This is a genomic window from Brachyspira pilosicoli, assembly GCF_036997485.1.
GTDB classification, from domain to species: domain Bacteria; phylum Spirochaetota; class Brachyspiria; order Brachyspirales; family Brachyspiraceae; genus Brachyspira; species Brachyspira pilosicoli_C.
The window spans coordinates 327,454-339,737 of sequence record NZ_JAWLPU010000002.1 but is presented as its reverse complement, the minus strand read 5'-3'; the positions used below and the strand labels follow the sequence as shown (position 1 = coordinate 339,737).

Genomic DNA, 12,284 nt, shown 5'->3' with positions numbered 1-12,284 from the left:
TATTTTTGAATAATTTATTATTGGGACGTTTATGAAAAAATTATTAGTTTTTATATTATTATTAATATGTTCATGTTCTACTATAGATAGAACTAAAACTGTGGAAAATAATATAACATCTAAAAAAAATGTATTAGATGGCAGAAAGTTTAAATTGGTTAGTATGTATAAAGATATGAATATCACAATAGAATTTAATGAGGATAAAATAAATGGTTTTTCAGCGGTTAATAGGTATTCATCTCTATATAACATAGATGGAGATATTTTCACTGTATATAATTTAATAACGACGTTAATGTCTGGTCCTAAAGATAAAATGAATGCCGAATATGAATATCTAAAGCTTTTAAAGGATGCTACATCGTATAAAATTGAAGATAGAAAATTAACTTTATATACCTTGCTTTCTAATAATTATTTGATTTTTGAAGAGATATGAGAATATATAATTTGAATAATTTAAAAAAAATATTTATAATATTATTTACTATCTTTTTGGTAGTATTTTCTTGTTCTTCTACTAAGAAATCTTTATCTGTATCTTCAAGCACGCTTAGCGGTAAAACTTATAAACTAATTAATATGTTTGAAAATTCTGGAATTACAATATCTTTTTATAATGCAGAGTTTTATGGATATGGCGGAGCTAACACGTATTTTGGAGAATATGAGATTAGAAGGGGAAATATTTTGCTTATAAAGAGAATAGAAGTCACAAAAATATCTGAAGAAGAAGAGGCTTTAAAAAAAGAAGAAGATTATTTAAAATATTTAAATACAGCCTCATCTATAGAGTTTGATGGAGAAGAGATAGTGATAAATACTTTAGATAAAGATATTAAACTTATTTTTAAAAGACTTTATTAAAAATAACATATTAAAAAATTATTTATAAATCTCACACTTTATTTCTTTTTGTTATATTTTGATAATTTAATTTTTATTATATTTATTGCATCCTTAAAAATTATATCCCACTCTTGAATTTTTAAAATTAAAAACTATACACCGCACGGTAAGATAAATAAAAATATTTTGATTAATTTGAAATAGAATTTTTATTATGTTTTTTAATAGATTAAACGTGCGGTAAGTAGATTTTATAATTTCATTAAAGCTTGGGAGGGCATGCTTTTTAGTTGATATTTTAATAAAAATAAAAACAAAAATTTTAGAAAAAATAAAAAATATAATAGGGTGGGGTATTAAAAAAAGGTTAAAAACTTAGTAAAATAATGTATTGACAATTTATTATATAAAAAATAAAATACAAAGAATAAATGGAGGGGTAAATAAATTATATAATGAAGCTTAAAGTTGAGAAAAAAACAATTAGTATAAGAGATGATAATAATAGAGAAATTTTGAGAGATATTTTAATTAATGATGAAAATAAAGAAAAGTCAGATTTACACAAATATTTTATAGAGAATAGGGAAGAAGCTGTTTATAAGCATTTATCTTATTTTGATGTTTATGAGAGATATTTTTCAAAGTTTAGAGGTAAAGATATTAATCTGCTTGAGATAGGTGTAGGATATGGCGGTTCATTAAAGATGTGGAAAAATTATTTTTCTGTAAATGGTGCTAAAGTCAATATTTATGGTATTGATAAAAAAGAGAAATGCAAACGTTTTGAAGATGATAATATTAAAATATATATAGGCTCTCAAAATGATAGAGAGTTTCTAAGAAAAATAAAAAAAGAAATACCAAAATTAGATATACTTATTGATGATGGAAGTCATTTAATGGAAGACCAGAGAATTACTTTTGAAGAGATGTATGGACATATTAAAGATGACGGTATTTATTTATGCGAAGATGTTTATACTTCTTATTGGCCTAATTGTAATGGAGGGTATAAAAATCCTAATTCATTTATAGAATATACAAAAAACTTGATTGATTATTTGAATGCATATTCTGCTATAGAAGGTGATAGTTTAGAGGCTAATAATTTTACGAATAGTGCTTATTCTATTTCTTATTATGAGAGTTTAATTGTAATTGAAAAGCGTATAAGAGATAATAGGTATAATAGTTATTGTCAGCAGGCTTCTATAGGAAAAATGATGTAATTATTTTGGAGTTGTAATGATATGGTAAAAAGAATAGATATAGAAGAGTTTTTGAGATTACAAATAGAAGAGAACTTGCCTATTATAGATGTGCGTTCGCCTTCAGAGTTTACTCATGGACATATACCTAATGCTAAAAATGTTTATTTGTTTAATGATGAAGAGAGAAAAGTAGTTGGGACCATATATAAAGAAATGGGTAGGGAAGCTGCTATATTAAAGGGACTTGAATGTGTTGGAAATAGAATGGCTAACATATTAAAAGAGGTTGATAAGATATCCAATAATAATAATATTATATTAATGCATTGTTTTAGGGGAGGCATGAGAAGTGAGTCTGTTGCTTGGTTATGCTCTAATTATAAATATGATGTTTATGTGCTTGAAGGCGGATATAAAAGCTATAGACGATATGTTTTAGAGTCTTTTAATAATAAGAAATATAAAATCAATTTGGTTACAGGAAGAACAGGAAGTAAAAAAACTTTGATACTCAATAAATTAAAAGAATTAGAATATAATGTTGTAGATTTAGAGGGTATTGCTAAACATAAGGGTTCTGCTTTTGGGTGGATTAATGAAGGAGAGCAGCCTAGTCAGGAACAATTTGAGAACAATTTATGCTTTGAATTATCTAAATATGATAATGGTTCTTCTTTATGGCTTGAGGATGAGAGCTTATTAATAGGAAAAAGAGCTATACCAAGAGGGCTTTTTGATAATATGAAAAGTCCTGAGAATATCATATATTTAAATGTCCCTATAGAAGATAGGGCTAAATATATAACAGATACTTATGGAAAATATAGCATTGATGATTTAAAAGAATCTATAATAAAAATAAAAAAACGCCTTGGTAATGAAAGAATGAGAGAGGCTTTATCTTTATTAGAAGAAGATAAAATATATGAATGTGTTTTGGTTTTATTATACTATTATGATAAGGCTTATAGATTAAGTATTCAAGAAGAAAATAAAATAATTAATATAGAATGTAATAATTTAACTATAGATGATATAGTATCTTCAATTTCAAAACTTAAATCTTAATTTTATTATTTTTTATACATAAAAAAAGGATTAACCATTTTTGGCTAATCCTTTTATTTTTTATTCTATTTTTTATTAGAATGATTCAAACTCATCATCATCATTTGCAGGTGCATTAAAAGTAGAACCAAATTCTTTATCAGAAGAAACACTTGAAGGTTTAGTTTCCTCATAAGGTTTTTTAGTAGGTTCTGATGATTTTTTTAATGGGCTTTTTAATTCTGGTTTTTTATATGCAGTATACTCTTTTTTAGGTTCTTCTTTTTTTGAAGTATTATTAGCTTTTGTATCTTCTTTCTTTTCTTGATTATTTGGTTTTACAGGTATTTTACAATCAGCATTTCTCAACTTAAAGAATGCCATAGCATTTAATAATTCTTTAGATTGAGAGAATAAAGTTTCAGAAGAAGCACTAGCTTGTTCTACTAAAGCAGCATTTTGCTGAGTAGCCATATCCATTTGAGCTATAGCTATATTAACCTGATCAACTCCAGCCTGTTGTTCCATAGCAGTAGAGCTTAAATCCTGCATAATCTTAGCAGTTTCTTCAATTTGTTCTTTTAAGTTTTTGAATATTTCTGTTGATTCTCTAGCAGTTTCTGTAGCAGTAGCAATTTTCTCTTCAGAGTCAGAAACTAAAGTAGTAATATCTTTAACAGAAGCCTGAGTAGTTTGAGCTAAGTTTCTAACCTCAGAAGCAACAACAGCAAATCCTCTTCCTTGTTCTCCAGCACGAGCAGCCTCAACAGCAGCATTCAAAGCAAGTATGTTTGTTTGGAATGCAATAGATTCAATTATTTTTGTAATAGCACTGATTTTTGAGCTTGATTCATAAACAGCTTCAATGTTTTTAGTAGTCTCTTCAATAATTCTTCCAGCCTCATCTATAGCATGACGAGAATTAATCATCATATTATTTCCTTCAACAGTATGCTCGGCAGAAGTTTTTATTGTAGAAGCAATCTCTTCCATAGAAGAAGCAGTTTCCTCAAGACCAGAAGCCTGATTTTCTGTTCTATTTGATAATTCTATATTTTGCTGTGCTACTTCCTGAGCAGAAGCTTTTACTATATCAGCACTGCAATATACAGTTTTTACTTTTTCATTAAGAGTATTTAATGTACTTGCTATAGCACCAGCTATTATAGCAAACTCATCTTTTCTATTAAGCACAGGTTCTGGTACATGCCAGTCTAAATCGCCTTCAGATAGTCTTGTCAAATCTTTTGATAATAATTTTAATGTAGTAGTAATACTTCTTATATATAAGAATATTATAAAACATGTAATTATTAATATAACTACAGTACCAATTATTGAATAAAGTCTCATAGAATAGGTATGAGCAAATAATTCTTTTGATGCTACACTCATTACTATAGACCAACCAGAAATAGGCTCTTTATAGAATGCAGAAAAAGAATCTTCACCATTGAATGGAGATTTGAACTCATAAGTACCAGATTCATTTTCAGAAGCATAAATAATATAATCAGCATTTTTAAGAGTTTCATTTCTAACATGTTCAGGAACAGGGTCAGCTATAACATTTCTATCTGTGTCTATAACAAAAGGGTGTCCAGTATTTCCGAACTTAACTAACTCTAATTCATCATCTATAAAACCAAGCCAATCTACTAATATACCAACACTTCCTATTATATTTCCTAATGAGTTTTTTATAGGACTGAATACTACTACTAAATATAGCCCGTCAGTAATAGAAGAAGGTATTACCGTTTTATACATAGCAGTTTGTCCAGCTCTTACTTTTCCCCAAGCCTCTGTAGTATTTAATTTTACCATAGTAGGGGAATTTACAATTTTTCCGTCAGCACTGTCTAATACTATGTTACCGTTAATATCATATAAAGCTAATCCATTTAATTGGTCATTATTATTAGCGAGTTTTTTTAATACATCTTGAGCCGCAAGAGCAGTTTCAGGAGTGTTTAAAGCTAAATATTCAGTTAATTCTGTATGACTTTTAGATATTGAATCAGCTAAAACCATAGCCTGTTTTAACCACACATTAACCATTCTTGAATATATCTTAGTAGATGATTCTAAACCAAATATAGCCCCTTGCCTTATACCTTGAGCACCTATATTTAATATTATAGCAACCAGTATAGTGGTCATTACTGTTATAATAGCTGTAACAAACAAAGGTACTTTTACCGACAAAGATTGCAACTTTTTCACTTTTAAACTCCAATTTTCTATTATTAATTGCATAATAATAACTACTATTTTTAATCAAGTCAAGTACTCTCAACTTGTTTTTTATACTTTTTTATGCTGTTTATTATTATCGTAAAATAGATAGTTAATTTTTAATATGTAGCTTATTTTCTGCTTCACTTTTTCTTATATATAGAGGATTTAGAGAAAATATGTTATCGAATTCTTTTTTATTGTAGCGTTCTTCTGATATTAATATAGAATTTGATGCTTTTATAATATTGTAGGAATTATCTAATTTGTTTAATCTGTATTCTTGTAATTTTTCTAAAAAATATGGTTCATTTTTTGAAAATCCATCTCCGCATAATGTGATAGAATCATCTTTTTTTGCTATATCTTTTATTAAATTTACCACTTCTTCATAAGTTAAATCTAAATTTTCTTTTATTTTGTTATTATCTTTATATATATTAGCGTAAATGCTTCCCTTTCTTGCATCTACCATAGATAGTTTTATGCCATTATATGATACTATATTTTGATATAATGTATCTAAACTTGATACCCCTATAATTGGTATGTTTTTTGCATAGCATATTGTTTTGATTGTAGCAAATGCTATTCTAATTGCCGTAAATGACCCAGGTCCTATTCCCATAACTATACAATTAATTTCATTTAGTGATGTTTTATTATCTTCTAAAAAACTACTTAATATAGGAAGTAATTCTTCATTATGATTTTTTATATTTTCTTTATTTATTTCAATTATATCATTATCTTTTTTTAATGCTATAGAAAAGCTTGATGATACAGTGTCGAATGCTAATATATTATTCATGACATTAAATTTAATACTAAACCTTTAAGTCTCATCATATTGTTAGCTATTGCTATATGATTCTTTTGTTCTTTCATAATTTCTCTATATAGTGTATCTAATTCTTCATTTATTTTTGATATTACTTGGAATCTTTTTAAGTTTGAGAATACAGTTCTTACTTTATATGTGTCTTTTATTAATTTTTCTACTAAAGATGTTATTAAATCCCTAAATTTATAAAAGTCTTTAATATTTGCACTTCTTTCTAATGCATTGCCGGCATCATAAATTTGTTTTTTCAATTCATCTAATTCTAATGAGTATTTCCTAATTTCTCTCTCTTCTTCAAGCATTGCAGCGAAAGAAGATGATGAGGTTGCAGCTTTCATAGATGTAGTTTCAGGATGCATTAATATATTATTTAAGTTTATATCAGTATTTCTTCTCTCTTGTACTCTCATAATAGAATCCCTCGAATTATGTTAACTAACTAATAATTATGTTAACTTAACACATATCATAAAAAATAGCAATACAATAAATCTCGTATTTTTAAAAAAATGCTTTATTTATTTTTAATTTTATTTAAAAAGAGTTAATTACTACTTGAAGTAATTTTGTAATATTGTATAATAATATTCAATATTTTATTAAAGGAGTTTTTAATGGATACCAAAAGGGAGAGATTGTCGAGTAGATTAGGTTTTTTGCTTGTATCAGCTGGATGTGCTATAGGGCTTGGCAATATATGGCGATTTCCCTACATTACTGGAAAATACGGCGGAGCTGCTTTTGTTATAATATATATAATATCATTATTAGTAGTAGGCATACCAATACTTATAATGGAGTTTAGCATAGGACGTGCTGGGCAAAGAGATATTGCTGGTTCTTATAAAGTATTAGAAAAAAAGGGGCATAAATGGCATATAATTGGTTATGTGCAAATAATAGGCTGCTTAATACTCATGATGTTCTATACTACGGTTGCAGGTTGGAGTATAATATACGCTTTTTATATGTTAATTGGAAAGGTAGATAATCTTAGTGCTGAGGGGGTAGGTGAGCTTTTTGGGGCTACTATTTCTAACCCTTATATTAGCCTTGCTGGTTTATTTGTAACTGTTTTATTAGCTACTATAATATGTTTTATTGGGCTTCAGAAGGGAGTTGAAAAATACTCTAAATTTATGATGTCTTCTTTATTTGTAATAGTAGTTATACTTATAATAAGGTCTATTACTTTACCTAATGCTATTGAGGGTGTTAAATTCTACTTGCTTCCAGACTTGGGAAAAATGTTTGATGGCGGAATAAAAAACTTTTTTGAAGTAGTTTATGCTGCTGTTGGGCAGGCATTTTTTACCTTAGGCATTGGTATAGGAAGCATGACTATTTTTGGGAGCTATATAGGAAAAGAGAGAACTATAACAAATGAAACTCTTATAATAGTGGTATTAGATACTTTAATTGCTTTTTTATCTGGGCTTGTTATATTTCCTGCAAGTTTTGCTTTTGGAGTTAACCCAGGAGAAGGCCCGGGATTAGCTTTTGTTACTCTTCCTAATATATTTAATTCAATGCCTTTATCCAAAGTTTGGGGGTTGCTCTTCTTTGTATTTTTATCTATGGCAGCACTTACTACTGTTATAACTGTTTTTGAAAACTTAATTGCTTTTACTATGTCTGAGTTTAACTTAAAAAGAAATATTTCTTCAGTAATAGTTGGTATTGTAGTGTTTGTTTTAGGTTCTACTACAGCATTAGGTTTTAATGTATTATCATTTATAGAGCCTATGGGAAGGGGTAGTAGTTTTTTAGACTTGTATGATTTTATTGTTACATACAATTTAGTTGAGCTTGGCGGGGTATATATAATAATATTTTGTGTTTCCAAATATGGTTGGGGTTGGGATAATTTTATAAAAGAAGCTGATATGGGAATGGGAGTTAAATTTCCGCAATTTACAAGGTTTTATGTAACGTATATTCTTCCTATAATTATATTTGTAATATTTATAATTAATTATATTGTTAAGTTTTCTTAGAAGAAGCATGTTTAATTGTTATTTTAAGATATGGCTAAATTAATTTTGAAAATATATTTTGATGATTACATTTCTCAATTTTTAATTATTGATAAGTGCAATCATCAATTTAAATATATTATTTTATGTAGTTATTAGTAGATGAAAAATAGTATATATCCATAATTACATATAGATAAGAAAAAATTATATAGCTATTTAGTAGAAATATTTAAATTTTAGTGTATTCTTAGTATAAGAATATATTTATTTAAATAGTTTTTGCATAATTTTATTCAAATATATTTTAATTATTATAAAAATATATATAAATAATAGGGAACTTTTTTAATATATATTCGTCTAACATATTATAGAAAAAAGAGATATATTTGATTAAAGAGGGTTAATTGATACATGAAAAAAAGGTTTGTATTATTATTTATATTATTATTTTCATCACTCGTTATTGCTCAACCTCCTGCACCTGGGCATGGGAGAGGAATGATGCGTGGAAGAGGAATGCATAGAGGAACTGATAAATTGGGACCTGATGCTTTACGTTTTCTGCAAATGGCAGGTATAGTCTTAACTGAAGAACAAACAAAAAAAGTTTATGAAATAGCTATTAAATTTGTTCAGGAAGAAGAAAGCATTAGGTTGGAAATAGAAAAAATAGATTATAATATAAGAGAAGAACTTATTAAAGATAATCCAGACAGAAATATGCTAAAGAATCTTATTAAGTCTAAAAAAGACTACGAGGCAGAAAGAGATTATTTGAAAATGGTTCGAGATTTAGATATAATAAATGTATTAACACCTCAGCAAAGATCTCAGCTTCGTAATTGCAAAATGAGGTAATTATTTTTTATGAGTGGTGTAGAGATGGCGTTTGATGAAAACAATTTTTTAGAGGCCTTTAAAAAAGGAGATGAAGAAGCTTTCAAAGAGCTTATGGAGGCTTATAAAAAACCTTTAATTAATTTAGTATATTCTCTTATTTCTAATTATGATGAGGCAGAAGAGATTGTACAAGATGTTTTTGTGAGTTTTTATATAAAGAGGGAGAGCTTTGAAGGAAGGTCTAAGATTTATACTTGGCTTTATAGGGTTTCTTTCAATAGGGCAGTTGATCATATAAGAAAAAAAGAGAGAGAAAAGAGATACAGACTTAAAGAATATAGAAATGCCCAGATGCAGGAAGCTCATGATAATGATAGTATAAATAAAATAATTATAGCCGAGAGTTTATCTAAATTGGAAGATGATTTTAGAATACCTCTTATGATGGCAGAATATGAGAATTATTCTTATACTGAGATATCTGAGAAATTGGACTTGCCTGTTAATACCGTAAGAACAAGGATATTTAGGGCAAGAAAGAAATTATTAGAAATAATAAAAAAAATGGGGGTAACTTTATGAACAACACACATGAGTATTATGAAATGCTTATTAGCAGATATAAAGATGATGATTTAAATGATGAAGAAATATTGGAAATGGAAAATCATTTGCATGAATGTGCTAAATGCAGAAAGTTTAAAGAAGAAATTTTTGCTATGTCATCTATTTTAACAGGGAAGATGCCTATAGAAGTAAATAATTCTAAAAAGAAATTTAAATTCGTGCCTTATATTGCTTCTATAGCAGCTATGCTTTTAATATTTGTTGGAATAGGCGTAGTCATTAACAATAATAATAATACAGCATCTTCTCCAATAATAGCTTCAACAACTATTTCGCAAGAACAAGAAGAGAATGTATATAGCGAAGATGTTTACAGTGATTATGCACTTTTGTCTACATACTTCGATTATTCCGAAGAAAATCAAAGCAATGAAGAAGATAGCATAACAGTATTATCTGCTTATATGGCTTATATGGAATAAAATTAATTTTTGGAAGTGTTTACAACTCCAAAAGGTATTCTTAATTTTACTATAGTACCAGCACCTTCAGAGCTATCTATTGCAATGGCGCCTTGCATAGTATCAAGAAGATCTTTGACTACAGATAAACCTATTCCTATACCGCCATATTCTCTTTCAAATCTTGAGTCGCTTTGATAGAATGGTATAAATATTTTCTTTAATTTGCTTTGCTTTATTCCTTTACCTGTATCTTTTACTGTAATTTCTATTTCATTTGGAATAATGTTTTGCATAGAATGATAATTAAATAAGTCTGGAGATAAATCTATAACTTTAGTTTCAATAGGGTCAAGCATTCTAACATTTATAGATATTGTACCGAACTTTGTAAATTTAAATGCATTAGAAACTATACCTTCCATTATCAATCTAAATCTTTCTTTATATCCTATTAAAGTTTTACAATTTTCTTCTATTGCTATTTCTGTTTTAATATCCTTTGGGTATAAAATTTTATACCCTTCTATTATTGAGTTTAATTCGTCCTCTACATTGAATTCAGAAGTATAACTATAGCTCTCATCATCTTTAATAGCAATCTGTATTAAATTATTATTATTGTCATATAATTTTTTTATACTTCTTGATATAACATTAATAGCTTCTTCTTTTTTTTCTTCATCGAGAGTTCTTTTCTTTAATAAATTAATATAACCCATTATCTCTGTAAATGGATGTCTAAGTTCATGAGTGATAGTTGCTTTGAACTCCCTTATAAGTTTATTATAATAATTAACATTCTTTTTTAGAGAGTTTATTTCATTAAATAAAGAAACTAATCTTTTTTGCAAAATATCGCTATGCTTTTTTTGCTGTTCATAGAGTATTGAGAAATAAAGTCTGTTTAAGCCTATCTCTGTACCTGCATTTTTTATTATGCCTTCTTTACACCATTTTATAGCCTCATTGAACTCTATGAAAAAAGAATCAATATTTTCTTCCATAACAGAGCCATCAGTTTTTACTTTTTTAGGTTTTAACCCTGTTATATTACATGTTGCAATATTTATCCTTTCTGTAATAATTCCAGAAGAACTATAATATTGATGACCTAAAACTTTAATGTTTTTTATATTGACACTATATCCAGTCTCTTCTTCCAATTCTCTTTGGGCGCATTTTCTTATACCCATATTACTGTCTTTCATATTAAGTTCATCTTCTTCAAGCATTCCCGCAGGAAACTCTAAAAATGACATAATATTTTCATCTATTTCATCAGTATTTTTATTATTTAATACTTTTTCTTTATAATAAACTACTGGTCTGAAATTTTTAATCATAAGCACATGCATTTGATTGTCTATGTAAGCGTATGGAACTATTATAACAGCATCAGAGCCTTTTCTGTTAATAATATCACAATTATATTCTTTTGAAAAACTTCCGTCATCATATTCATTTATAGCAACAAATCTCTCTAATGTAACAAACCCAGTATCCAATTTTATTTCAGGAGATTTATGAAAAAATTTAGTATCTTTAACTTTTTTTTTATTAGACATAACAGTTTTCTCTTTATTATTATTTTATATATTTTTATCGAATCTTTTAATGAGTGTAATAACATTTCCTTTTCTATTATGTTTTACATCATCAAAATATGATTTTATTATTATAATTCCTCTTCCGCTTTCTCTTGTAAAACCATCATCTTTAATTGATTTTAATGCTCTTTTTATATTAAAGCCTTCTCCATTATCTTTAACTTTAATTGTTATATTATTTTCTTTTTCATTAATATCTAAAGTCAATTCTATATTAGTATTCTTAGCAAGTTCACTTTTCAATAATTCTTTTAATTTTTTATTATATATATTTTTTTGTAGCCATTCTTTTTTTTGCTCATATAATATATTAAGATTTCCATGTTCTATAGCATTTATTATTACTTCATACAATGCTGATGAAAAAAGGTCTATATCTGTTATATATTTATTTATTTTTAGGCATATATTTTCTATGAGTTTGCTGATTTTGTCTAAATCATTGTCAAGTATATACTTTTCCACTTCAAAACAACCCTATAATATCATTATTCTAAAGTATACCATTATAATGATATTATATCAAATTTAATATTTATATTTTTTCTAAATCAGTATTTGTTTAATTCTTATTTTTATATTATAGTATAACATTATATAGATAATAAATATTAAAACTAAAGGTTTAA

The 12,284-nt window shown here is 26.9% G+C and carries 13 protein-coding genes; 8 read left to right on the top strand and 5 right to left on the bottom strand.

The features are described from left to right. The first annotated feature begins 31 nt into the window (after positions 1-31). The 4 genes from R4I97_RS06820 (at position 32) to mnmH (ending at position 3,134) form a co-directional block, all read left to right on the top strand. Positions 32-442, top strand: coding sequence for an META domain-containing protein (locus tag R4I97_RS06820; protein WP_335784328.1), 411 nt, complete (start codon positions 32-34; stop codon positions 440-442). Beyond that, positions 439-870, top strand: a complete 432-nt coding sequence (locus R4I97_RS06815) for an META domain-containing protein (RefSeq protein WP_335784327.1) — start codon at positions 439-441, stop codon at positions 868-870. Before R4I97_RS06820 ends, R4I97_RS06815 begins: the two co-directional genes overlap by 4 nt. 437 nt (positions 871-1,307) lie before the next feature. Beyond that, positions 1,308-2,084: a class I SAM-dependent methyltransferase gene (locus tag R4I97_RS06810; protein ID WP_335784326.1), complete on the top strand. Its 777-nt coding sequence runs from the start codon at positions 1,308-1,310 to the stop codon at positions 2,082-2,084. A gap of 21 nt (positions 2,085-2,105) precedes the next feature. Continuing rightward, a complete protein-coding gene (mnmH, locus tag R4I97_RS06805) occupies positions 2,106-3,134 on the top strand; it encodes a tRNA 2-selenouridine(34) synthase MnmH (protein ID WP_335784325.1) in 1,029 nt (342 codons plus the stop codon). 75 nt (positions 3,135-3,209) lie between these two features. Here the strand turns inward: mnmH and R4I97_RS06800 are convergent, their stop codons facing one another. The 3 genes from R4I97_RS06800 to R4I97_RS06790 form a co-directional block, all read right to left on the bottom strand. Continuing rightward, a complete protein-coding gene (locus R4I97_RS06800) occupies positions 3,210-5,372 on the bottom strand; it encodes a methyl-accepting chemotaxis protein (RefSeq protein ID WP_335784324.1) in 2,163 nt (720 codons plus the stop codon). 91 nt (positions 5,373-5,463) lie between these two features. Next, positions 5,464-6,162, bottom strand: a complete 699-nt coding sequence (gene tsaB / locus R4I97_RS06795; RefSeq protein WP_335784323.1) for a tRNA (adenosine(37)-N6)-threonylcarbamoyltransferase complex dimerization subunit type 1 TsaB — start codon at positions 6,160-6,162, stop codon at positions 5,464-5,466. Next, positions 6,159-6,605 carry a YaaR family protein gene (locus R4I97_RS06790; protein WP_335784322.1) on the bottom strand — a complete coding sequence of 149 codons (447 nt, stop codon included), beginning with the start codon at positions 6,603-6,605 and terminating at the stop codon, positions 6,159-6,161. Before R4I97_RS06790 ends, tsaB begins: the two co-directional genes overlap by 4 nt. 204 nt (positions 6,606-6,809) lie before the next feature. Between R4I97_RS06790 and R4I97_RS06785 the strand changes: the two genes are divergently transcribed. From R4I97_RS06785 to R4I97_RS06770, 4 genes are all read left to right on the top strand, one after another. Beyond that, on the top strand, positions 6,810-8,192 hold the full coding sequence (locus tag R4I97_RS06785; RefSeq protein ID WP_335784321.1) for a sodium-dependent transporter: 1,383 nt from the start codon (positions 6,810-6,812) through the stop codon (positions 8,190-8,192). A 396-nt stretch (positions 8,193-8,588) separates the two neighbouring features. Continuing rightward, positions 8,589-9,035 carry a hypothetical protein gene (locus R4I97_RS06780; protein ID WP_335784320.1) on the top strand — a complete coding sequence of 149 codons (447 nt, stop codon included), beginning with the start codon at positions 8,589-8,591 and terminating at the stop codon, positions 9,033-9,035. 9 nt (positions 9,036-9,044) lie between these two features. After that, on the top strand, positions 9,045-9,599 hold the full coding sequence (locus tag R4I97_RS06775; RefSeq protein WP_014935839.1) for an RNA polymerase sigma factor: 555 nt from the start codon (positions 9,045-9,047) through the stop codon (positions 9,597-9,599). Beyond that, positions 9,596-10,066: a zf-HC2 domain-containing protein gene (locus R4I97_RS06770; protein ID WP_335784319.1), complete on the top strand. Its 471-nt coding sequence runs from the start codon at positions 9,596-9,598 to the stop codon at positions 10,064-10,066. The genes R4I97_RS06775 and R4I97_RS06770 overlap by 4 nt, the downstream gene beginning before the upstream one ends. 2 nt (positions 10,067-10,068) lie before the next feature. Here the strand turns inward: R4I97_RS06770 and R4I97_RS06765 are convergent, their stop codons facing one another. After that, a complete protein-coding gene (locus R4I97_RS06765; protein ID WP_335784318.1) occupies positions 10,069-11,613 on the bottom strand; it encodes an ATP-binding protein in 1,545 nt (514 codons plus the stop codon). A 24-nt stretch (positions 11,614-11,637) separates the two neighbouring features. Further along, positions 11,638-12,120: an ATP-binding protein gene (locus tag R4I97_RS06760; RefSeq protein ID WP_335784317.1), complete on the bottom strand. Its 483-nt coding sequence runs from the start codon at positions 12,118-12,120 to the stop codon at positions 11,638-11,640. Between the last annotated feature and the right edge of the window lie 164 nt (positions 12,121-12,284).

What these genes read in the sequence shown, in the direction of transcription:
- R4I97_RS06780 (WP_335784320.1), top strand. Translation starts at nt 8,589, where the DNA reads ATGAAAAAAAGGTTTGTATTATTATTTATATTATTATTTTCATCACTC.
- R4I97_RS06800 (WP_335784324.1), bottom strand. Translation starts at nt 5,372, where the DNA reads ATGCAATTAATAATAGAAAATTGGAGTTTAAAAGTGAAAAAGTTGCAA.
- tsaB (WP_335784323.1), bottom strand. Translation starts at nt 6,162, where the DNA reads ATGAATAATATATTAGCATTCGACACTGTATCATCAAGCTTTTCTATA.
- R4I97_RS06775 (WP_014935839.1), top strand. Translation starts at nt 9,045, where the DNA reads ATGAGTGGTGTAGAGATGGCGTTTGATGAAAACAATTTTTTAGAGGCC.
- R4I97_RS06815 (WP_335784327.1), top strand. Translation starts at nt 439, where the DNA reads ATGAGAATATATAATTTGAATAATTTAAAAAAAATATTTATAATATTA.
- R4I97_RS06790 (WP_335784322.1), bottom strand. Translation starts at nt 6,605, where the DNA reads ATGAGAGTACAAGAGAGAAGAAATACTGATATAAACTTAAATAATATA.
- R4I97_RS06765 (WP_335784318.1), bottom strand. Translation starts at nt 11,613, where the DNA reads ATGTCTAATAAAAAAAAAGTTAAAGATACTAAATTTTTTCATAAATCT.
- R4I97_RS06810 (WP_335784326.1), top strand. Translation starts at nt 1,308, where the DNA reads ATGAAGCTTAAAGTTGAGAAAAAAACAATTAGTATAAGAGATGATAAT.
- mnmH (WP_335784325.1), top strand. Translation starts at nt 2,106, where the DNA reads ATGGTAAAAAGAATAGATATAGAAGAGTTTTTGAGATTACAAATAGAA.
- R4I97_RS06770 (WP_335784319.1), top strand. Translation starts at nt 9,596, where the DNA reads ATGAACAACACACATGAGTATTATGAAATGCTTATTAGCAGATATAAA.
- R4I97_RS06785 (WP_335784321.1), top strand. Translation starts at nt 6,810, where the DNA reads ATGGATACCAAAAGGGAGAGATTGTCGAGTAGATTAGGTTTTTTGCTT.
- R4I97_RS06820 (WP_335784328.1), top strand. Translation starts at nt 32, where the DNA reads ATGAAAAAATTATTAGTTTTTATATTATTATTAATATGTTCATGTTCT.